The organism is Alcanivorax profundi, from assembly GCF_003597125.1.
Lineage (GTDB): Bacteria > Pseudomonadota > Gammaproteobacteria > Pseudomonadales > Alcanivoracaceae > Alcanivorax > Alcanivorax profundi.
Genome location: NZ_QYYA01000001.1, coordinates 31,483 through 53,746 on the forward strand (window position 1 = coordinate 31,483; position 22,264 = coordinate 53,746).

The following is a 22,264-nucleotide window of genomic DNA, read 5'->3' on the forward strand; positions in this document are numbered from 1 at the left end:
GGCTGAAGATGATGAGAGTTTGTTGTCTCGGGTGAAGAATGAAAAATCCAAAAGAACCGAAAAACACGCCTTTTGAAATTGATGGCATTACTGTGCAGCCAGGCACTCGGGCCAAGGTGGAATTGCCGCTGGCACAACTTTACACCCAGACGCCGCTTAACGTGCCGATCCATGTTGTTCATGGCCGCAAGCCCGGTCCGGTACTGATGGTCAGTGCAGCAATTCATGGGGACGAGCTGAATGGGGTGGAGATTATCCGCCGCTTGCTGCGTCACTCTGCCCTGAAAAGCATCAATGGCACCCTGTTGGCGGTGCCGGTGGTGAATGTATTCGGCTTTATTCACAAGACCCGTTATCTGCCAGACCGTCGCGACCTGAACCGCTGCTTCCCCGGCTCTGAAACCGGCAGCCTGGGGGCGCGTATGGCCTGGCAGTTCAAGAGCCAGGTGCTGGATCGTGCCACCCACGCAGTGGATCTGCACACCGGCGCCATTCACCGCGCTAACCTGCCGCAGATTCGGGCGGACCTGTCCAACGATGACACCGCAGCCATGGCCAATGCCTTTGGTGTGCCGGTGGTGATCAACTCGGTATTGGGTGAGGGCACCCTGCGTGAAGTGGCCGAAGCCCAGGGCATCCCTGTTATCACCTACGAGGCCGGTGAAGCCCTGCGCTTTGATGAGGCCAGCATTCGTGCCGGGGTGAAAGGCGTGCTCAACATCATGCAGCACCTGGGCATGACCGGCATCCGCCGCACCAAACCCCCCGCCGAGCCCTACATCGCCCGCTCCTCCAGCTGGGTGCGTGCCGAGCGCGACGGCGTCTTCCTGTCCCTGGTGGCACTGGGTGCCTGGATCAAGAAAGGCGATCTCATCGGTCGAATCTCCAGCCCCTTCGGTGGCGATGATGTCTCCATCCACGCCCCCGCCGCCGGCATCCTGGTTGGCCGCAACAACCTGCCGCTGGTGAATGAAGGCGAAGCCCTCTACCACATCGCCCGCTTCGAGGAAGTCAGCGAAGTGGCCCAGTCCCTGGAAGTGTTTACCTCGGATATCGAAAAAGGCCCGACCCTGGCCGGTGAGCCTCCCATCGTCTGATTCCTTTTAACTGAGTAGACCCATCAATTGGTTACCGGGTTGGGGGTGCGCACAAATTGCCCGCCAGCAGTGGGGTAGCGCTAGAAGCTGTCTGTTTGGGTTTATGTGTGTTCCCCATATGCTTTGAATTTACGAGATGGATAGGGAGCAACCGAGAGCGCTAATACGAATTCTACTTGCTAAGTCATCTGGTGATATCGACCGAGACGATGCCGCCCTATCATTAGCAAATTATGAAGGTAGTGAAGTGCTAGAGGCTCTCATGCAGATTGTTAATGATCCTGACGAAGATGCTGACCTTAAAGAAACATGCTGGGACGCGATTTATCATATTCGTGTCAAGACGCAATAATCATCAAAGAGCCTCGTCATCGGGCAACTCACAATATGGGATATCGCTTACAAAAAGGCAGACTTTGATGGCTGGCTGTTCTTTTGGTCAGTGTTGTTGTTCTTAATACGCGTCCTCTTATGTCTTTCTGTGCTTTCCTTATTTCTCTTTGTCGGGCCGACCTGAGGCTTATCCTTTGCTATACTCCGCCGCGAAATGGACACCTTGTTGATAGAGCCTTTGGAGTGAATAGATGGTCGCTTTGGTCAAGCCGCATGGCGCGGACGCACTAACCCCCCTGTACGTTGCGGATGAAGCTGCACGCGTTGCTTTGCAGAAGGAAGCCGAGTCTCTGCCTTCTGTGGTGATCAGTTCTGCCGCTGCCGCCAATGCGGTGATGATGGGCGCTGGCTATTTCACCCCGCTGACCGGTTACATGAACAAGGCGGACATGCTGTCGGTGGCGGAAAACCTGACCACTGCCAATGGCCTGTTCTGGCCGGTGCCGATCGTCAATATGCTGAAAGACGTGAGCGCCATCAAAGACGCCAAGCGCATTGCCCTGCGTGACCCCAATGTGGATGGCCAGCCGGTCATCGCGGTGATGGACGTGGCGGCCATTGAAGAAGCCACCGATGCCGAGCTGGAAGCGGTCGCCGAGCAGGTGTTTGCCACCACCGACAAGCAACACCCGGGCGTGGCCAACTTCCTCGCGGCTGGTAACTTCATCGTGTCCGGTGACATCCAGGTACTGAGCTACTCTTACTTTGCCGACGACTTCCCGGATACCTTCCGCACTGCGGTGTCCATCCGCAACGAATTCGTTGAGCGTGGCTGGAACAATGTGGTGGCGTTCCAGACACGTAACCCCATGCACCGTGCCCACGAAGAACTGTGCCGCATGGCCCAGGAAGCCCTGAATGCTGACGGCATCCTGATTCACATGCTGCTGGGCAAGCTGAAGGCTGGTGATATTCCGGCTGACGTGCGTGATGCCTCCATCCGCAAGATGGTGGAAGTGTACTTCCCGCCCAACACCGTGATGATCACCGGTTACGGCTTCGACATGCTGTATGCCGGGCCCCGCGAGGCGGTACTGCACGCGGTATTCCGTCAGAACTGTGGTTGCAGTCACCTGATCGTTGGCCGTGACCATGCGGGTGTGGGTGATTACTACGGGGCTTTCGACGCCCAGACCATCTTCCAGGACAAGGTGCCGGCGGGTGCGCTGGAGATCAAGATCTTCGAAGCCGATCACACTGCTTACTCCAAGAAGCTGGATCGCGTGGTGATGATGCGTGATGTGCCGGATCACACCAAGGACGACTTCGTGCTGCTGTCCGGTACCAAGGTGCGTGAGATGCTGGGTCAGGGCATTGCCCCGCCGCCGGAATTCTCCCGCCCGGAAGTGGCGCAGATCCTGATGGATTACTACCAGGCGCTGGATGCCGGTAAATAATTTTCCTGGTACGGGTTCCGTTCAAGGTTCAAGAAAAGCCTCTGCATAGAGGCTTTTTTTGTTTTGGCAGGCATGGGCGAGACAGGGATTGAACGCGCTGGCGTTGCTACCCGTTTCCCTCTCTGCTTCCCGACACCGTTTTCCTTTTTTGATTGCTACTTCACTACCCAACCGTGACAGGGTTGTCGCTTTCACGCAAAAAGCACGCGTAACTCACTGAAAATTCACGCTTTTCTTCACTCTTGATTGACCTGTTTCGTTCTCCAATGCGGATGACCCTAACGGTCATCCCGGTTGGTGCCGGGGGGATTGCCACCGAGACGGTGGAATGATCAAGAGGAGCAAAAAAAATGATGAAGGCGTACTGGAAAGGAACCAGCGTGATTGCCCTGATGGGGATGCTGGCCGCCTGTGGCGGTGACTCGGATGATGATGTTCGTGCTGGGCTAGGAGTGGCTGATCCACAGGTACGGGTTCTGCACGGTATTCGTGGTGCCGTGAATGTGGACGTGGCCGTGGACGGTGAGCTGGTCTTGCAGGATGTAGCCTACCAGCAGGCTTCCGGCAACCTGGATCTTGCTCCAGGTGAGCGTGCTGTGCAGGTACTGGAAGCCGGTACCGACAACGTGCTGTTTTCACAAACGTATGACCTGGAAAGAAACGATCGATTCAGTATTATCGCCGCCGACCCCATGCTCGGCGACTTGCTGTCCGTGGAAGAATCCCGGAACCCGGTCATGTCTGGCAAGGCACGTGTCAACGTGATCCATGCAGCAGCGAATGCTGGTACGGTGGATATCTATGTAACTGCCAACGGGGATGCTTTGCCTGCGGCTCCTACGGTGGATGACGCCACCTTTAACGCGAATGTGTTGTTGCCTGATCAGGACGTGGGTGAATACCAGATTCGTATCACTGGTGGTGCCAGTCAGGACGTGATTTACGACTCGGGGCCCATCAATTTGAACAGTGGCGACAATATTTCGGTGGTGGCCCTGGACAGCCTCACCGACCGGGCCCCGGTGGACCTGGTGGTATTGACGGGAACGGACAAAAATCCGGTGGTTGTGGACGACACCGCTTATGTTCGTGTGGTGCATGGTGTGCCGGGCGCGTTGGTTGATGTGTATATCAACGAATCAGCCACGCCGGCCCTGGAAGACTTCGCCTTTGGCAATAGCACGGGGGGCTATGTGGCAGTAAACAGCCAGCCGAAGCTTGATGTGGTGTTGGCCGACGGGGACATTGCTGATGCGGTAATCGAAGCTCAGCCGGTGCTGGAGCGTGGGGGATACTACACCGTGGTTGCAAACGGTACCGTCAATGCTGCCGATACCTTGCCGCTGGGTTTGTATGCCCTGCAGGACGACTTAACCAGTGCTCCGGTCATGGAAGCCCGGGTCAGGATTGTACACGCGGCACCTTTTGCCGAGGGTGAAGGTGCTGATGTGGATGTTTATGCCACCACAGGCCTTGTAGCGGGCGTTACCAGTACCGTGAGCGGTGTGGCCCCCTTGCTTACCCTGGGCACCGGATTGGGGTATCAGGAAGATTCTGGTTATCTGTCAGTGAGTGTGCTGGGGGATATTACGGCACTGGTGACTGCAGCAGGGAGTAACGATGTGGCCATTGCTGATGAGGTGACGTTGGAGAGTGAGAAGGTCTATACCGTGATCGCACTCGGTGACGGCTCAACGGAGGCGTTGACCCTGTTACCGCTAGTGGATGAATCTGCGCCATAACCCCTGTCGGGAAACGAATGCGCTCAAGGCAACGGGCTCGCTTATGCGGGCCCTTTGTTTTGGGGCTGCGCACGACGCCAGTAGGAGAGGTGATTTTGTCGTTGCCAGTAAAAACGGGCCCGCAGGCCCGTTTCATGCTGTCTGATTCAGAGCTTTTTCAGCTTCTTCTTCAGCTTCTTCAGCACGCTTTCGTGTTTGTTGATCTTGGCTTTACTTTGCTTGATGGCTTTTTTCAGTTTTTTCTTTTTGGACATGATGTTTCTCCATTGATCGCAAGTGATAGGCCGGGTTGCGGCTAATCGCCGGGCGTTGATTCCTCGGCCTTGATGAAGTCACGGATAAAGCGGCGTACTTCACGCGCTGCACTGGTATCCAGTTCTTCGCAGAGCTCGATAAAGCGCAGGCGTTCTTCGTCGTTGATGCGAACGATGAGTTGACTGTTCTTCTTTTTGGACTTGCTCTTGTCTTTTGACATGGGTGAAACCGTCAGAGAAAACAGGCTGCATCGTCGCGAGTTTACCGGCGACTTGCAATCAAACTATTGGCTATCTAAGTGATAGTCAATGTATATACACATTAAGTGTTTGTGACAGCGTGTGGCGGCTTGGCACAGAGCTGTCCGTGCTCAGTGATCGTCATTGGTGTTGGGGGGTGTGCTCCAGCCATTGGCGGCGGTCCCGGTTGGCCTCCTGCCAATGCAGGTTCCTGACTGCATGCATTGGGGTCATTGGGCTGTGGAAAAACATCACAAGCCGCAGGCCGTCTGTCATGAACGGATCGCCGGTGAGATTGTGCCCTGGCGATTCGATGGGGTGGGGTGGCATGGCTCTGACGTAGCCAAATTCTGCGAGACGTTGCGAAAAGATCATGTCCTGGAGCAGGTAATCCCGCGCTTCATCCACATCCGGGTCAATCTTGTGTGTGGTCAGAGTCGGCGATTTGAAGGTGAAGCGAACCCCAATATCACGGCTGATCTGGCCCAGCCACACGGGCTGCCCATCGCACTGTACAGGGGCGCGCCACAGGCGCAGGTGATTGCGTTGATGGATGTTGCCACGGGCTTTCTGGAGCGCCAGATCCTGTGGACGTCCCAGCGTATAGAGCGAGCTGACGGGGGAATAGCGATAGCTCGAACCAACCAGGAAGGACTTGGTTGTTTTCCAGATGGAGCCGCCGTGAATCCGTTCGGTGACATCCCAACCCCGTTGCACCATCGCACTGAGCAGGAGTTGACTATCGCCTACCAATACGAAGTTAACCGGGTCGCCACTTTTGCTGTTCTCTTCATTTGCCGTGCAGCAGGGCTGTTGAGCCAACCATTCGCGCAGGCCATCGCGATCCAGTTGCTGATATTCATGCTTTTCATACAGGCCAGAGAAATTCACTTTCTCCACATCCAGTTTGATGCCGGGTACATCGACCATGAACGAGGTTTGCCAGCTGCGGCCGCCGCCAAGTAAATCCACATTGATGACCTTGATGCCCAGGTCACGATTGGTAAACACGAAGCCGCTGGTTCGCTGTTGGTGCGGGAGGTTGATTGGCATTGCCCGTGAAACGAACATTCTGTCGACAGCCTGCTCGTCTTCGTTGTTGAATTTGCCCTTCACTTTCCATGACACCTCAAGGGGAGAGAAGTACTGCTGGTCTGTGGTTACAGGCAGGTAATAAAGCGTTTGCCCAGTACGGTTATCTATTTCCAGCCAGACGGCCTGAATACCGTGGCTACCCAGGCCAACACCAAAAATCTCTCTGGCGTCGCTGTCACTGATGACCGTGGCACTGACAGTCAATTGCTCCTCGTGATGATGCAGTGCGTTGGCACGAAGCGTCTGCTCATCTACTGTGCAGGGGCGAAAGGTGCAGGCAGTAAGGCCAAGCAGGATGCTCAGAAGAACAATGGCGAGGTACGGGTTAGTCCTGTTCATGGCGCCCTTTTTCCGGGTACTCGAGTGTCCCTTTCATATTGTTTTTAGCTTCTTTTTCGAAATCCGGGAAGGCTTGCAAGGTAGTGTCGGGGATGTTGGCATCACCCGCGTCGGCGTTGTTGTCGCCACGTACCCATTGTTGTACCGGCACGGCCAATTGAAGTCCGTGTTCTTCCAGTAACGAGAGGATGCGAAGATTGAGATCTTCGCTAACGGCGAGAAACTGGCTGTATTCGCTGCTGTCCACATAGCAGTTGATTTGCAGACGGTAACTGTCGCGCAGGATCTCCACAAAACGTACCCGAGCTGCCCGCTCGGTAAGCCTTGGATGGCTGTAAATCAGTCGGCGCAGATCGGCGAGCAGGTTGCGTAGCTGATCCGGGCTGGCGCCCAGGCGGATGTGCAGATCTCGCTGGTAGCGGCGGAAGTCTGATTCGCTGATATTTTCGATGCTGGCACTGGACAGGACCGAGTTCGGGACATAGACCACGCTGCGATCCATGCGGCGTATCCGGGTAGAGCGCAGGCCGATCTCTTCCACTACCCCGGCGGTACTGCCCACGACGCAGAAGTCTCCGGGCTGGATCGGCTTGGCGATATAGAGCGTGAAGGCGCCGATGACATTTTCCAGGGTCTTCTGCGCGGCCAGTGCCACGGCAATAGAGCCAATGCCAAGGCCTGTCAGCACGGTGGTGATATCGTATCCTGAATCGCTCAGCCACAGCAGGAAGATCACCACGATGGCGATCATTTTCAGAATGGTACGTACCGGTCGAATAATGCCCGACCAGTATTTCTGGTTATTGGCATTGCTGAGGAACAGGGCAGAAAGCAGTTCGATGATGCCCAGCACCAGGAATACTGTCGCCAGATAGCCGAGGGCGGATTCATTCAGATAGACGCGGGCACGTATCGACAATCCCAGCTCGCCCACCCCGATCTGTAGCAACTTGAAGAACACGAACCAGCGCAGTGGCATCACCACAAAGCGGTGCAGGGTGTCACGGTATCGTTCGGAATGCTCCAGAACGCGAAGCATGAACTTTCTTAGCAGCGCGGCAATCGCCCAGGCGCCGATCAGCATCAGTATAAAACCGGCGACTTGCCAGTTTTGCATGTGCAGAAGGGTGAACTCCGGGAGAAAGTCTCCCAGCTGAATAACCACGGGGTTGTAGCCGAACTGTTCCCATAACATGGGAATCTGCTGCACGGTGGCGTTGGATATTTTCCAGATCCTGCGGCCATCCTGCGGGATGCGCTGTAAATACAGTACCAGCGTGTCGTCCAGTGTTGCCAGCGTGCCGAGTTTGTCGCGGTAACTGGGCAGGCCGTCTTCCTGATGCCCCCGGGGTTCATTGGACAGGCGGGTGAGGTCCAGAACCCGTTGTTGCCCCCATACAATGGCAAGCTGCTCCATCAGTTCCGAGGGGGTGGCATTGGCCATATCCTCGGGCAGGTAGCGCATGTCCAGGAACTGGCTGGCGCTCTCCCAGTCATTACGATTGCCGGCCTCCATGATCGCCAGAATAGTAGACAGTGGCGTGTCGCCGGGTTGCAGGTTGTCGTTTTCCAGCGCTTCTGCAATCACTGCTTCCGACTTCTCGCCGCTATCCAGCACATCCTTGAAGGTGGGAGAGGCGTCCTGGGCCAGTGATAGCGCGGGTAACAGGAACAGAAAGGCACACAGGGCCTGAATCCGTGACATGAACTCGGTCTCAATGATGGGTATCAAGCAGAGAATGTACCCTGTGGAGGCCCCCAGGCCAAACGGTGATGGGATCTGCAGCCAGGGTTGACCGAGCAAAGGTGCCTCAGGAACGATGGAGGTCCGGATTTGCACGGGGTTTTGCTTTAGAATGCGGCAGCAAAAGGGCCTGCGCAAAGCGGGCGATATGTTTGAGGGTTCCTTACTATGGCCGTGATTATCAGTGCGCTGCTGCTTTATGTGGGCTGCATCGTCTTTATTCGTCTACGCAACGCGCAGCCTTTCGGGCTCAAGCGTCAGCTGACAGACTTTTCTACCTTTATGGTGCCGTTCAATATTCCGGCCTATCTGCTGTCAAAGGTACCAACCACGCCGCGGGTGGATAAATCTCATTTTCCAGAGTTGCAACTGATTGAAGATAACTGGGAAACGATCCGGGATGAGGCGCTGGCCTTGTACACCGGGGGGAATATCACGGCCAAGGATGATTTGCCTGCCAGCAGTTTCTACAAGGATGGTCGTTGGACCAGCTTTTACCTGAAGGTCTACGACAACAAGCTGCCGTCGGCCTACGCATTGGCCCCCAAGACCATGGCCTTGCTGGACCAGATTCCCTCCATGAACATTGCCCTGTTCGCAGTGCTCATGCCTGGCAAGAAATTGAATCGTCACCACGATCCGTTTGCCTATACGCTGCGCTACTCCATGGGGCTCAGTACCCCCAATGATGAAGGGTGTGGTCTGACCATCAACGAAGATGACTATATCTGGCGCGATGGCGACAGTGTGGTGTTTGACGAGACCTATATCCACTCTGCCTGGAACAACACTGATACCCCGCGCATCATCCTGATGACAGACGTGGACCGCCCCATGAAGCTAAAGCTTGTCCAGAAGATCTACTGGGCCTTCGGCTGGTTTTTCAATCGCTTGTTTTTTATCGATAACCTGAATCCGGAACACACCGGTGTGGGTAACAAATTGGGTAAAGGGGTGTTGGCATACAAGCAGTTTCTGAAATCCGTGAAGCGTCGTAACAAGCCATTCTATGTCACCGCCAAGTGGTGTGTGATTCTGGGTGTACTGGGTGCCATCGGTTATCAGATCGTCTGATAGCCGCCATTCGCCCCAGGTTGAGCAAAAATCTTCCGGCGGCAGTGCCTGACTGAGACCCCGGTCTCTTGGCACCCGCGCTTCAGTCGTGCCACCATCCGGTGAATAAAAAACAAGGGAATGGCACGAATGCGATGGAAGGTGATAGCCGGGGGGCTGGCAATCCTGATGGTCTCGACAGCCTCGGCGGGGAATGCCGTGGTAGTTGCGCCGGCAGGGGAGTTCTCTGCCAGCGGTGAGCTGGCTTTGAAAAAGGGCCATATTCCGGTCAGTTGTGATACCACGTTTAATGGCCATGTGGCCGACGGCGGGGGAATTCGCGTCACTTCGGTCTCATTTGGTGGACTGAATCCTCTCTGCAAGAGTATTAAGGCGCTGGGACTGCCCTGGAGGGGGCAGGTTGATAGCCCTTATCAGCTGACAGTGGTTGATATGCAGGTGAAAGTTCGGGTGCCGCTGCTGGGGGGCATCTGCGGTCCGGGCCCGGTCAGTCTGGCATGGGAAAATGAGGGCGCTGAGGCCACTTTCGATGCAGTGAGTCTGGCGCCGGACTGCGCCATGAATGGCACCATGCAGACCTCCCCTCAAGTGGATATCCAAGCGGCAACCCCTTTGGTCATGCAGCACTGACATTGCTGACTGTGCCAGTTTCACAGCATTGACGTACGGGCTTTGTAAATCGGTCCCTGTGGCAGTTTCATGCACTGTGCGCGGCGGCTATTATGTCGTCCTCTTTGAACAGGCAAGGACTATCCCATGCAGAACGTGGTAGCGATTCCCGCTAACCCGGCGCTGGTGAACAGCACCGAAGACTTTCTCCATGCCATCGAGCACGATCACAAGGACAGTGCCGAGAAATTCATTCATATGGTGGATTTTCTCACCGATCGCGTCATCAGTTTGTTTCTGGTAGAGCCTGCCAATATGGCGAATCTTTCCGGTGGTCAGAAGAAGGTGATTGATTTCGCTGTATCGACTGCTGGCAAGGCATCCAGCATGCTGACCCGTCAGATTTTCAAGAAAGTTTCCAACAAGGAATTTGCCCCTGTTGTTGCCAATGTGAAGGATATGTACTGGCAAGCCGGTGATGACAACGGTAACCATGCGTATATCGCTTTCCCCGTTGAAGACAGCTTCGCAACCGATTTCCGCAAAGCCTGTGATCTGTGTGCTGAAGGTCGCGGCGCTGAAGATGTGGCGCTGGTCACCCGAGTCATGGGCGAGCTGGCAGACAAGATCATCGATGAAGTCTTTGTGGTGAACACCAAGCACGTGAAGATCGGTTTCGTTACCCAGAAGGCGCTCAATGTGGGCGTGGATGGCAGCCGCAAGGCGGTTCACTCCGTCAACAACAAGGTGCTGCGTGATTTGGGTAATGCCGAGCTGAAGAACTACATGGGGCACTATGCGTCGTTGCTGATGCAGCGCTGAGGATTCCCCCTAAAGCTTGATCCAGAGAAGGCGCCGTTGGCGCCTTCTCTGGTTGGGGGGAAGGGTATGACCGCTGCCAGCCTGCGGAGCGTCGGTTATTCGCTTCGCTCATCCCTTCGGGGCCGCCCTGCGGGCGTTCCTTTGCTGCGCGATAACCAGAACCGTTAAAAGCAGTGTTTATCACAGAGGTCACAGAGCTTAAGAGCGTCTTTTCTCAGTGGTCTCTGGTTTGATCCAGGCCTGGGCTATTGCGCCGCCAGCGACGCTCCCACGGATAGGTGGGAGGATCAAACCTGGCTTTTCCCGCGAATCCGCTCCCGGTGGAATCACGGCTCCCATAGTTGGGGCCTCAATGGGAGCCGCGGTCAGGGGTAGATTATGACCCGGTCCTGGCCTGTGCACGGTTGCCACTGGGGCGGCGCCGGCGACGTTGCTGACCATTTCCGCCGCCAGGCTTGTTGCCACGAGGCGGGCGATTGCCGGCAGGGCGGGCCGCTTTCTGATCGCCCTGATTCCCTGACGATGACTGACGCTGGTCTTGCGCTACCCCGGTTTTTTTGGGCTTCTTGGGCCGTTTTCGCTTGGGTGCTTGCAGTGGGCGTGCGGCAGGTAGCGGCTCGCCCGGTTCGAAACCGGCCACAATCTTGCGTTCCAGCTGTTGCTGGGTGAGCCGTTCGATATCGGTGAGCTGCTGGAATTCGTCAGCGCTGACCAGCGAGATGGCCTGACCGGTGGCGCCGGCGCGACCGGTGCGGCCAATGCGGTGCACATAGTCTTCCGGGACGTTGGGCAGATCCACGTTGACTACTTGAGGCAACTGCTCGATATCCAGGCCCCGGGCGGCAATATCCGTGGCCACCAGAGCGCGAATCTTGCCGCTCTTGAAGTCCGCCAGCGCGCGGGTGCGGGCATTCTGGCTCTTGTTGCCATGAATCGCGGCCGCTTCGATGCCACTGCCTTCCAGCTGCTTGGCCAGACGGTTGGCCCCATGCTTGGTGCGGCTGAAGACCAGTACCTGATACCAGTTGTGTTCCTGGATCAGGTGCGTCAGCAAGGCGGGCTTGCGTTTCTTGTCCACCGGAGCAATCCATTGAGTGACCAGCTCGGTGGTGGTGTTGCGCGGGCTGACATCCACTTCCACCGGATCATTCACCAGCCCCTTGGCCAGTGCACGAATGTCCGGTGAGAACGTCGCTGAGAACATCAGGTTCTGGCGACGCTTGGGCAGCAGGGCGAGAATCTTGCGAATGTCATGGATAAAACCCATGTCCAGCATGCGGTCGGCTTCGTCCAGTACCAGCACTTCCAGATGATCAAACTTCACCGCATTTTGCTGGTACAGATCCAGCAAGCGACCCGGGGTTGCCACCAGAATGTCCACACCACCGCGCAGGCGCTGCATTTGCGGGTTGATCTTGACCCCACCGAAGACCACCGTGGATTTCAGCGGCAAGTGTTTGCCGTAGGTGGCAACACTATCGGCCACCTGGGCGGCCAGTTCGCGGGTTGGCGTCAGTACCAGTGCGCGCACCTGGTTATGACTGGCGGCTTTACCGGTACGCAAACGTTCCAGCAGGGGCAGGGTGAACCCGGCGGTTTTTCCGGTCCCGGTCTGGGCTGCGGCCATGACATCACGACCTTCCAGCACGGCAGGAATGGCTTGCGCTTGAATAGGGGATGGGGTGCTGTATCCGTGGTCGGCAACAGCGGTTTGCAGAGCTTCACAAAGCCCGAGATCGGAAAAATGCATGGGGGGACGAACCAGCGGGGAAAGGGCGGCAAGCCTACCTGATTCAGGTCCCCGGTTCGAGCGATTTCCGACCAGTGACAGCCGTTAGGCGGCGTGGCTGTCGTGGTCTGTTACAGACTCCCAGCGTCCTGTGATGTCTGCATGGTTATCTTCGAAGATGCTTTCCAGTGAGTCCGGGACCCACTCCATGTCCAGAATTTCATCATGTTCCATCTATCTATCCCCTGCGGTTATTCTTTACCCTCAGGCTTTACAGTAGCGGTCCAGCAGGGGCGTTTCTGTTGCTCGGTTGTAAGCTTTTTCTTACGGAGCGTGACTGATGAGTGCGGTTCTGCAATGCAGAATATTGTTCATGCCGAAGGAGGTGGTGAATGAATGATCTGGATTGGCATCAGGTATTAACCCATCTTTATCAGCTGGGTATTGCCTTTGTTCTCGCGCTGCCAGTGGCGTGGAACCGTGAACAAATGGCCCGGGGGGCGGGGCTGAGAACCTTCCCGCTGGTTTCTATTGCGGCCTGTGGATACATGCTGGTCGGGATGCAGGTTTATACCGGCTCGGATGCGGAAGCGCGGGTGATGTATGGACTGATCACCGGGATGGGTTTTATCGGTGGTGGTGCGATCCTGAAAAACGGGGGCAATGTCAGTGGTACCGCCACGGCGGCGAGTTTGTGGAACACCGGCGCCATCGGCATCTCGGTGGCCTATAGCCGCTACGAAATCGCGCTGGTGTTGTCGATCATCAACTTCCTGATCCTGCAGTTTTCGCGCTCCTTTAAAAGAGAGGAGGAGGAAAGTTGACTCCCCCGTCAGGCGGGGGAGTCAGGTGATTACCGTGAAATCAGGGCGAGTTCGGCGTCCTGCTCCAGTACCACCCACCAACGCTGGCCGTGGTCGGAGTCAAAACCGACAAGAGGGCTGCCATCACAGAGCGACTCCCGCACGGGGGGCGTGGACAGGAAGCTGCTGTCAAAGGGTTGCTCCACCACGCAGCCTTCAGGAGTCACTGCCTCCCAGCCCGCTGCAGTCATGATGCCCAGCGTGGCTGCTGCCGTATCAAGGTTGTCGGATGCATCAAATGTCAGGGCATAACGGTCCGAAATGGCGGTGGCGAGGTCCCAGTCCTTGCTGGCACTGTCCGGTAGGGAGTGCGCGGTTTTGGCGCTTCCGTCGGGCTGGCTGCCGGGCAGACCTGCATCCGCTTCGATGTCCTTGACGGCCCCGTAGGCACTGGAATAGGTGCCTGTCTGGTTCTGGGTGCCGCTGATAATCAGGATATCGCTAAGCGTACTGCCATCGCTGGTCAGCCAGCTCATGGCTACATCTTCCTTCAGATCCATGGTGGTTTCGGGAATGTCGAGCACATTGCTGTCGCCACCATTGGGCATCACCCGGTTTTCCGCGTTGAGATTGGGTGTCCAGGGCTGGTTGTACTGAAACAGGAACTGGTATGACAGTCGCATCAGGTCTTCAACGGATTGAGCGCGGCTGAATCCCGGGGTCAGCTCCATGTCTCGGGTGCGGCTCTCGAGACGGTTGAAAGTGTTATTGGTGCCGGCCACCATGCGGGCGATGCTGCCATCTTCACCCTGACAGTCATTGCTGATGTACTGGCTATCCAGATACATCACCGGGCGCGTGCCCTCGGGGATAGAGTTGGGGTAAACCACGCGCTCGCAGCGGTTGGTGGTACGGGAGAAACGGTCCAGTAGTTTCCAGTCAGGCTCGGCCAGTTCCTTTACGCCGTCCTCATTGCTCTTGATGGTGTGTTCGGTGAACCACGACTCGTAGTCAACACGAGGGCCACTGAAAGTGAGTACTGAGGCATTCGCGTCGTAGGCCGTAGAGCCATTGCTCATGGTGTTCATTTTTTGCTGGATGATCCGTTGCACCAGCTCCCTCTCGCCATAGCGGAATTCATACCCCTTGTAGGATGCATTGCCGGAAGCAATCTGGGTGTACTGGGGAATCCGGTAATTACCTTCTTCTTCGGTCCACGATGTCGGATCAACATAGATGGGTGCGGTAATCACGGAGCGCTGGTACATGTGTTCGTGACCCTGCACCCAGATGATGTCGTTACGGGCAAAAAACGCGCGGATGTCATCCCACTGGTTCAGCAACAAATCGTCACCGGTGGTGCCTTCAACGATCATTTCCCGGGTTTCACCGTACTTGGCGCCAATCAGGCCGTCGTGGCTGGCGATGACTATGTGTTCCACATCGTCGCGGTGAGTGTTGACCGCGTCCTTGATCCACTGGAAGGCGATGGGCAGGTTGTAGTACTTGAGGAGAATGATCAGCACGTTTTCGCGGACCACGTAGTAATTCAGGTATTGCGCGCCAGCCATGTGAACGGCATCGTCCGGAATGTAGTGCTTCATGTTTTCGATCCATTCGACCGAATAGGCGTAGCTGTCCTCGTGGTTCCCCATGAGTGGCAGGAACTCAATGCCTGCCTCCCGGTAGCCCTCGGCAATTGACGTCCACTGCTCAAACTCTCCGGTGGTACCGTGGTCGGTCAGGTCGCCCACGGGAATCACGATGTTGACCCCCAGAGCCTGTTCCTTGTCCAGTACGGCCTTCATTGGATGCATGGCCACATTGTCGCCACCTCCCTGGGTATCAGGGAGTATTCCAATTTTCACCGTCTGAGTGGTGCTTGAGGCGCCGTCTTTTTCCGTGGTGGTGTCGCCATCGTTAGACGAAGAATCCCCGCCGCAGCCGCTCAGTATCAATGCCGCGGCCAGGGCTGCCAGGCCCGAATTCAGTAATTTCACGATCGTATCCCCAGTGGTTGATGATTGGTCCCTGGAGAGTGTGGCGGGGGATTGTGTTGGCGAGTTAACGCTCTCGTGAATGTTATTTGAACGATAGTACTGAACGAAAGTCAGTTCTGTGACAGAAGGGCCTGCCGGACACAGTGTAGAACGCCTGTGGGCCAGTCGTCGGCCAGGTATTCGCGCAGCTGCCGGTAGCTGAAGGTGTCTTCCGCAAGATTCGGCTGGCTGAGCAGGGCGTCCTGAATGATGCCGATCTCCACGTCGCTGATGCCCAGGGCCTGTTCCAGACTTAAATGACTGCTGACCACTAGCTGGCTGAGCTCCCGGTATACGGTTTGCTCATTGACACCCTGCTGGCGGGCAATGTCGGCAGGGCGCATATTGGCAAGGGCCAGGGCGAGGATATCGTTGCTGTCCGGGCCGGCGGTTTCAGCCAACCCGGTGGGGGCGTCGCTGTCGTTGAGGACCGCCAGGAATTCGTCGCCATAGCGTTCCAGCTTGCGATCCCCGACGCCGCTGACAGCGGCCATTTCCTGCCGGTTGCGTGGGCGGATGGCGAGCATGTCCATCAGGGTTGCATCGTGGAAGACCACATAGGGCGGTACGCCTTCTTCCTCTGCCAACCGTTTGCGGCAGGCCCGCAGGGCTTCCCACAGGGTGCGGTCGGCGTCGGCGATATGGGCCTGGCTTTTGCGGGTGGTGGCTTTCTTTGCTCTGGCTAGCTCCTTGCGCAGGAGCAAGGGCTGTTCGCCACGCAGATAAGGGCGGCAGGTTTCGGTGAGCTTGAGGGCGCCGTAGCCGTTCATGTCCACACTGAGCAGGCCGCGGGCAACCAGCTGGCGGTAGATGCTTTTCCACTGGCTGGCACTGAATTCACTGCCGATATTCCAGGTGGAGACATGGTCATGACCGGCACTGGCAACCTTGTCGCTGCGATTGCCGGTGAGCACATCCACCAGGTGGCTGACGCCAAAGCGCTGGCCGGTCCGAAAGACACAGCTGAGGGCTTTCTGGGCGGCAACGCTGGCATCAAAGGTTTCCGGCGGGTTCAGGCAGGTGTCACAGTTGCCGCAGGGGGCGTCCAGGGTTTCATCGAAATAATGCAGCAGGGCCTGGCGCCGGCAGTGTGTTACTTCACAGAGCCCAAGCATGGCCTCAAGACGCTGGTTCTCGTTGCGCTTGTGTTGCTCGCTGCCGCTGCTCTGGGCCAGCATCTGCTTGAGTTTGATGGCATCTTCCAGCCCATAGGCCATCCAGGCAGTGGCCGGTTCACCGTCGCGGCCGGCCCGGCCCGTTTCCTGATAGTAGGACTCGATGCTTTTGGGCAGATCCAGGTGGGCGACGAAGCGGACATCCGGTTTGTCGATGCCCATGCCGAAGGCGATGGTGGCTACCATGACGATACCGTCTTCGCGCAGGAATCGCTGCTGGTGGTTTTCTCTTACCTGGGGAGCGAGCCCGGCATGGTAGGGCAGGGCACGAATACCCTGCTGGCACAGCCAGTCGGCCACGGTTTCCACCTTGTTGCGCGACAGGCAGTAGACAATGCCTGCATCACCGCTGTGTTCCGTGCGGATAAAGCGCAGTAGCTGGTTACGGGCGCCGTCCTTGCGTTCAATGCGGTACTGGATGTTGGGGCGGTCGAAACTGGAAACAAAGTGCCGCGCCTGGCTCAGGTCCAGCCGCTCGGCGATCTCTGTCCGGGTGCGCTGGTCTGCCGTGGCGGTGAGCGCAATACGCGGCACGGCGGGGAATTCCCGGTGCAGTAGCGACAGTTGCAGATAGTCGTTACGGAAGTCGTGCCCCCACTGGGATACACAGTGGGCTTCGTCGATGGCGAACAGGGCGATATCTGCCTGCTGTAACAGCGACAGGGTGCGTGGCTGTATCAGGCGCTCTGGCGCAATGTAGAGCATGTCCAGCTCGCCATTGAGCAAGGCGTCTTCCAATGCCCTTACCTGCTCGAAATTCAGGGTGGAGTTGAGAAACCCCGCCTTGACGCCCAGCGCCTTGAGGGCGTCTACCTGATCTTGCATCAGGGCGATCAGTGGGCTGATCACCACGCCGGTGCCGTGCCGCACCAGGGCTGGAATCTGGTAACAGAGGGATTTGCCGCCGCCGGTGGGCATCAGTACCAGGGCGTCGTCGCCGTTCACAAGGGTGTCGATGATGGCCTGCTGCTCACCGCGGAACTGGTGATAGCCGAACACATGCTGGAGGACGGAGTGGGCATCGGATTGCATGGCGTGAGTATACCTGTCGGGGGAGTAACCTGACATCTTCCCGACGCCTGAATGTGCTAGGTTCCGGGGCTGAATTAACGGATTTTTGAGTCAGTCATGAAAGAAATCTTTCGTCAGTTTTTGCTCCTGGGTCTGGTCAGCTTTGGAGGGCCTGCTGCTCATGTGGGCTATTTTCACCGCCGTTTCGTGGAAGAGCTGAAATGGCTGGATGACGCCGAGTTCGCCCGTTTGCTGGCCTTGACCCAGTTTCTCCCCGGCCCGGCATCCAGCCAGCTGGGCTTCGCGATTGGCCGTCTGCGAGGCGGTGTGCCGGGGGCTTTTACCGCCTTTGTGGCCTTCACGCTGCCCTCGTTTGTGCTGATGGCCTTGCTGGGCATCTATGCCCACCGGTTACCGGATGCGTTGCAAGGCGGTGCCATCACTGGACTGAAATGGTTGGCGGTGATGGTGGTGGCCGATGCGGTGTGGAACATGAGCAAGCGTTTTTGCACCGGTCGCCTGACCCGCGTCCTGGCCGTGGCGGTAGCGGGGTTGCTGATTATCGGGTCGTCACTTTATGGGCAGATTGTCGCGCTGATCGTTGCGGCCGGGCTGGGTTGGTGCTGGTTAAGACCAGATACCGCAGCTCCAGCCGAAGGTCAGCCTGTTATTCGGCGCTTTCCGTTGCTGGTATTGGCGTTGCTCGCGGGAGTTGCCGTTTTGGCTGGCGGCCGGTTACTGGGACTGTGGAATGATTTTTTCACGGCCGGGGCTCTGGTGTTCGGTGGCGGGCATGTGGTGCTGCCGTTGCTGCAGGAATTGGTGGGGCCACAGCTCAGCCCGGATGCGTTCCTGACCGGCTATGCGGCGGCCCAGGCGGTGCCGGGGCCCATGTTCTCCCTGGCGTCGTATCTGGGGGCGGTGCTGTTGCCGTCGAGCCCCTGGTTGGGGGCGCTGGTTGCTACCCTGGCGATTTTCCTCCCCGGCTTTCTGTTGGTGCTGGGTTTGATGGACGCCTGGCAATGGCTGTCCTCTCGCCCGGCGCTGGCCGGTGCCGTAGCGGGTATCAATGCGGCGGTGGTGGGGTTGCTGCTGGCGGCCCTGTATCAGCCGGTGTTTGTGTCTGCGGTGCAGGGTGTCTGGGATCTGCTGGTGGTGGTGGCGGGTTTCTGGCTGCTGCGCAGTGGCAAGGTGCCGTTGTGGGGGATGGTGCTGGGGATGACGGGGCTTGGCGTCGTGGCGGGGGCGCTGTGAAGGGCCGTTGAAAGTTTAAAGTTCAACTCATCCCCAGCCCGACTACCGGCCTTGCCTGAAGGGCGGAATAATGATTCACTTCTTTAAAGGAGTGAATGTGGATTCCGATCATGGCTTACCGGGAAACCGATACTGTCCGTGCCCGCAAGGCGGCGCAGCGCGCGCATTTACTGCGTTGCGCGGAGTCGTTGGTACGGGATGGCGGCTTTGCCAACCTGACCATGCAGACCCTTGCCGGCGAGGCGAAGGTGGGCGTGGGTACGCTGTATCGTTATTTTGACAACAAATCGGTGCTGGCGGCGGAAGTGTTTCGCTGTGCTACCGAGCGGGAGGTGGCTGCCGTGGCTGAGGCCATGGACCACGATGGACCGTTTGCCCAGCGGCTCAGCCACGTGTTGCGGGTGTTTGTCAGCCGTGCCGAGTCGGCTCCCCGACTGGCCTGGTCCCTGATTGCCGAGCCGGTAGATCCGGCGGTCGACGCGGAGCGTCTGCTCTACCGTCGTCGTTATGCCGAGCTCTACCAGCAGTTCCTGACAGAGGGGGTGGACAGCGCTGTGCTACCGGCGCAGGACACGGCCATCAGCGCCGCGGCCATGGTTGGAGCCATTGCCGAAGCCTTGGTCGGCCCCTTGTCTGAACCTTTGCCCCGGTCTGACCTGGCGGCATCCCTGACCCAATTTTGTCTCCGTGCGGTGGGCATGTCCCCGGCGCACCCGATCATGCCGCAGTCCAGTTCTTCGGGAGAGAACCCATGAATGCCAAACACGCTAACCTGAACGCAGATCCTCTGGCCCAGACCCATGAGGTCTTTAACCAGGCCCGGGCGCTGGAAGATTACAACGCCTATGACAGCGATACCGCCTTGCGTGAGGCGGTGCAGCGCCATGGTGCCGGTTGGGCGGAAGATGCCCTGTCGGCCCACGGGGCGAAAACCGGTAGTGCGGAAGTGATTGAATGGGGCTTTCTGGCCAACGAGCACAAGCCGCAGTTTTTCTCCCATGACCGTCAGGGATACCGGGTGGACTACGTGAAATACCACGAGTCTTACCATCGGCTGATGGCTCTGGGACTTGAGTCAGGTATTCATTCTGCGCCGTGGCGCGATCCCAAACCCGGAGCCCATGTGGCCCGTGCGGCGCAAAGCTACCTGCAAGCCCAGGCGGAGGCCGGCCATGGCTGTCCACTGACCATGACGTTTGCGGCAGTCCCTTCTATCCATCTGACGCCATCACTGGCGAAGGAATGGCTGCCCAAGATTCTCAACAATGCCTATGACCCGCGTAATGTGCCGCACACAGAAAAACAGGCATTGACCATCGGCATGGGCATGACCGAGAAGCAGGGCGGCTCTGATGTGCGCGCCAACACCACCCATGCCTTGCCCATCGGGGCGGAAGGCCCGGGTGAAGCCTATGAGCTGGTGGGCCACAAGTGGTTCACCTCGGCGCCCATGTGCGATGCCTTTCTGGTGTTGGGGCAGACGGCCAACGGCTTGAGCTGTTTTCTGGTGCCGCGCTGGCGCCCGGATGGCAGCAAGAACCCCATCCAGGTGCAGCGGCTCAAGAACAAGATGGGCAATGTCTCCAATGCGTCCTCGGAAATCGAGTTGCGGGGGGCGCTGGGCTGGATGGTCGGCGAAGAAGGGCGCGGCGTGCCCGCCATCATCGAGATGGTGGCGATGACCCGTTTCGATTGCATGATTGGCTCCGCGTCGGGCCAGCGCCAGGCGGTTGCCCAGGCGGTGAACCATGCCATGGGCCGGGCAGCCTTTGGCAAGACACTGATTGACCAGCCGCTGATGCGCAATGTGCTCGCCGATCTGCAACTGGAAGTGGAAGGGTCGCTGGCCATTGCCATGCGCATGGGAGAAGCGCTGGACCAGTCCTCACTAGATCCGTCCAATGCTCATGAAAAGCTGCTGCTGCGTCTGGGGCTGCCCGCGGGCAAGTACTGGATCTGCAAGCGCACCCCGTTTCATGCCTACGAGGCAATGGAATGCCTGGGGGGTAACGGTGTCACCGAAGATTTCATCATGGCGCGGCTGTACCGGGAGGCGCCCATCAATGCCATCTGGGAAGGCTCCGGCAATGTGCAGGCACTGGATATGCTGCGTGCCCTGGCCAAAACCCCGGCGGTGCTGGAAACCTGGTTTGCCGAACTGGCCAAAACCGCAGGCAGCGATGCCCGGTTGGACAAGGCGGTGAACAGCGTGAAGCAGGAATTCGCCGATATGGATCAGGCGGAGTACCGCGCCCGCGATATCGTCGACCGCTTGTCCCTGACCATGCAGGCCAGCCAACTGGTCGCCGCCGGCAACCAGGCCGTCGCCGAAGCGTTCATCGCCTCACGCCTCGGCGAACACGGTGACCGCAACTATGGCACCTTGCCGCGGGGGCTGGATCTGGGGGAGATATTGGCGCGGGCGAACCCGTGGGGGAGCAGTTAACAGTGAATAGTGAACAGCGCGCGGGCTATGCCCGTGCTGTTTGCAACGCAAGAGGCCGCGCCCAACCTGTGGACGCGGCCTCTTTGATTTGAATAACCCCATCGCTGTCGCGCGTCGCTGTTAACTATTCACTGTTAACTGTTCACTGCCTCAAAGTTTGAGTTTCCCCGCAATCTCAAACCACATGGCCCTGAATGCCTGGGCGCTGGGAGTGTAGGGGGCGAATTCGCCTACCGGGGCGCGGTGGTCACCCATTTGTTCGACGTGGGTGGAGTAGGGGATCCAGGTCTTGAGGCCGCCTTTCATGACTTTCGGGCGTTTGACCAGCATCTCTACGTGCAGGTCGCGGTGGCGGTCGACCATGTTGAAGAAGGGCACCACGGTTAGGTGCTTGTAGTTCTTGCTGTCGATCCAGTCGAGTACCTGCTGGAAGGCCCGCACTGACAGGTGGGTCGGGATTACCGGGACGAACAGGTAGTCCACCGCCGCAAAGATGCTTTCGGCTACCGGGCTGAGTGTCGGCGGGCAATCAAGGATCACCAGCTCGTAGCTTTCGCCCAGTGGGGCGATCAGCTGTTTGAGCCGGGTCTTGGCGCCACCGTTTTCGGTGAGCTTGATATCTGCATTGCGCATGGACAGGTCGGCGGGGATGGCATCCAGGTTGGCCCAGCGGGTCTCCCGCTTGAGCCGCCCGATAGGCTGCTTGCCCTTGATCAGGTTACCGGCCTTGTAGCCATCGCCATCATCGACTCCCAAATAGAAGCTTGCCGCGCCTTGCGGGTCCAGATCCCAAAGCAGGGTGCGGTGTTTCCAGCGCGCGGCATGCCAGGCCACATTCACGGCCGAGGCGGTTTTCCCCACACCCCCTTTCAGGTTGTAAAAGGCGATGGTTTGCATGGCGTTCCATTCCTGTCCAGAGAAAGGTCAATTATAGCCTTGCCAGCGGCGAATGCTGGGCTAATGCGCCTGCCGCTACCCTTATGGCTGGGCTCAGGCTAGCA

The 22,264-nt window shown here is 57.9% G+C and carries 18 protein-coding genes; 10 read left to right on the forward strand and 8 right to left on the reverse strand.

Translation table 11 applies throughout. The features are described from left to right. Positions 1-38: 38 nt before the first annotated feature. From D4A39_RS00135 to D4A39_RS00145, 3 genes are all read left to right on the forward strand, one after another. Entirely contained in the window at positions 39-1,097 is a 1,059-nt protein-coding gene (locus D4A39_RS00135) for a succinylglutamate desuccinylase/aspartoacylase family protein (RefSeq protein WP_022983969.1), read from the forward strand. A gap of 584 nt (positions 1,098-1,681) precedes the next feature. Further along, the gene (gene sat, locus D4A39_RS00140; protein WP_022983968.1) at positions 1,682-2,887 is read left to right on the forward strand and encodes a sulfate adenylyltransferase; all 1,206 of its coding nucleotides are present in this window, start codon (positions 1,682-1,684) and stop codon (positions 2,885-2,887) included. A gap of 350 nt (positions 2,888-3,237) precedes the next feature. Then, the gene (locus tag D4A39_RS00145) at positions 3,238-4,629 is read left to right on the forward strand and encodes a DUF4397 domain-containing protein (protein WP_119917288.1); all 1,392 of its coding nucleotides are present in this window, start codon (positions 3,238-3,240) and stop codon (positions 4,627-4,629) included. A gap of 295 nt (positions 4,630-4,924) precedes the next feature. On the opposite strand, the gene D4A39_RS00150 is transcribed toward D4A39_RS00145, so the two are convergent. The 3 genes from D4A39_RS00150 to D4A39_RS00160 all read right to left on the reverse strand — a co-directional run bounded on the left by D4A39_RS00150 (position 4,925) and on the right by D4A39_RS00160 (position 8,262). Beyond that, positions 4,925-5,104: a hypothetical protein gene (locus D4A39_RS00150; RefSeq protein WP_022983965.1), complete on the reverse strand. Its 180-nt coding sequence runs from the start codon at positions 5,102-5,104 to the stop codon at positions 4,925-4,927. Between the two features lie 160 nt (positions 5,105-5,264). Beyond that, positions 5,265-6,557, reverse strand: coding sequence for an LssY C-terminal domain-containing protein (locus D4A39_RS00155; protein ID WP_119917289.1), 1,293 nt, complete (start codon positions 6,555-6,557; stop codon positions 5,265-5,267). After that, positions 6,544-8,262: a mechanosensitive ion channel family protein gene (locus D4A39_RS00160; protein WP_147393866.1), complete on the reverse strand. Its 1,719-nt coding sequence runs from the start codon at positions 8,260-8,262 to the stop codon at positions 6,544-6,546. The genes D4A39_RS00155 and D4A39_RS00160 overlap by 14 nt, the downstream gene beginning before the upstream one ends. 207 nt (positions 8,263-8,469) lie before the next feature. Here D4A39_RS00160 and D4A39_RS00165 point away from each other — a divergent pair, with 207 nt between their 5' ends. The 3 genes from D4A39_RS00165 to D4A39_RS00175 all read left to right on the forward strand — a co-directional run bounded on the left by D4A39_RS00165 (position 8,470) and on the right by D4A39_RS00175 (position 10,806). Next, entirely contained in the window at positions 8,470-9,375 is a 906-nt protein-coding gene (locus D4A39_RS00165) for an aspartyl/asparaginyl beta-hydroxylase domain-containing protein (RefSeq protein ID WP_022983962.1), read from the forward strand. Positions 9,376-9,504: 129 nt separating this feature from the next. Then, positions 9,505-10,005: a PraA/PraB family alkane oxidation protein activator gene (locus D4A39_RS00170; protein ID WP_119917291.1), complete on the forward strand. Its 501-nt coding sequence runs from the start codon at positions 9,505-9,507 to the stop codon at positions 10,003-10,005. Between the two features lie 126 nt (positions 10,006-10,131). After that, positions 10,132-10,806 carry a hypothetical protein gene (locus D4A39_RS00175; RefSeq protein WP_022983960.1) on the forward strand — a complete coding sequence of 225 codons (675 nt, stop codon included), beginning with the start codon at positions 10,132-10,134 and terminating at the stop codon, positions 10,804-10,806. A gap of 376 nt (positions 10,807-11,182) precedes the next feature. Here D4A39_RS00175 and D4A39_RS00180 read toward each other — a convergent pair whose 3' ends face one another. Further along, positions 11,183-12,556 (reverse strand): DEAD/DEAH box helicase, encoded by a 1,374-nt coding sequence (locus D4A39_RS00180; protein WP_119917292.1) that lies wholly within the window; start codon positions 12,554-12,556, stop codon positions 11,183-11,185. An 84-nt stretch (positions 12,557-12,640) separates the two neighbouring features. Further along, complete coding sequence (locus D4A39_RS18145; RefSeq protein ID WP_022983958.1) at positions 12,641-12,769, reverse strand: hypothetical protein; 129 nt, start codon at positions 12,767-12,769, stop codon at positions 12,641-12,643. A 158-nt stretch (positions 12,770-12,927) separates the two neighbouring features. On the opposite strand from D4A39_RS18145, the gene D4A39_RS00185 reads away from it, so the two are divergent. Then, positions 12,928-13,359, forward strand: coding sequence for an MgtC/SapB family protein (locus tag D4A39_RS00185; protein WP_022983957.1), 432 nt, complete (start codon positions 12,928-12,930; stop codon positions 13,357-13,359). A gap of 29 nt (positions 13,360-13,388) precedes the next feature. Here D4A39_RS00185 and D4A39_RS00190 read toward each other — a convergent pair whose 3' ends face one another. Continuing rightward, on the reverse strand, positions 13,389-15,338 hold the full coding sequence (locus D4A39_RS00190; RefSeq protein ID WP_199699409.1) for a metallophosphoesterase family protein: 1,950 nt from the start codon (positions 15,336-15,338) through the stop codon (positions 13,389-13,391). Positions 15,339-15,448: 110 nt separating this feature from the next. Then, positions 15,449-17,584 (reverse strand): DNA helicase RecQ, encoded by a 2,136-nt coding sequence (gene recQ, locus D4A39_RS00195; protein WP_119917293.1) that lies wholly within the window; start codon positions 17,582-17,584, stop codon positions 15,449-15,451. A 96-nt stretch (positions 17,585-17,680) separates the two neighbouring features. Between recQ and chrA the strand changes: the two genes are divergently transcribed. The 3 genes from chrA to D4A39_RS00210 all read left to right on the forward strand — a co-directional run bounded on the left by chrA (position 17,681) and on the right by D4A39_RS00210 (position 21,263). Beyond that, positions 17,681-18,817, forward strand: coding sequence for a chromate efflux transporter (gene chrA, locus D4A39_RS00200; protein ID WP_119917294.1), 1,137 nt, complete (start codon positions 17,681-17,683; stop codon positions 18,815-18,817). Positions 18,818-18,912: 95 nt separating this feature from the next. Then, positions 18,913-19,572, forward strand: a complete 660-nt coding sequence (locus D4A39_RS00205) for a TetR/AcrR family transcriptional regulator (protein ID WP_022983953.1) — start codon at positions 18,913-18,915, stop codon at positions 19,570-19,572. Then, complete coding sequence (locus D4A39_RS00210) at positions 19,569-21,263, forward strand: acyl-CoA dehydrogenase family protein (protein WP_022983952.1); 1,695 nt, start codon at positions 19,569-19,571, stop codon at positions 21,261-21,263. The genes D4A39_RS00205 and D4A39_RS00210 overlap by 4 nt, the downstream gene beginning before the upstream one ends. A 150-nt stretch (positions 21,264-21,413) precedes the next feature. On the opposite strand, the gene D4A39_RS00215 is transcribed toward D4A39_RS00210, so the two are convergent. Beyond that, positions 21,414-22,160 (reverse strand): ParA family protein, encoded by a 747-nt coding sequence (locus D4A39_RS00215; protein ID WP_022983951.1) that lies wholly within the window; start codon positions 22,158-22,160, stop codon positions 21,414-21,416. Positions 22,161-22,264: the final 104 nt, after the last annotated feature.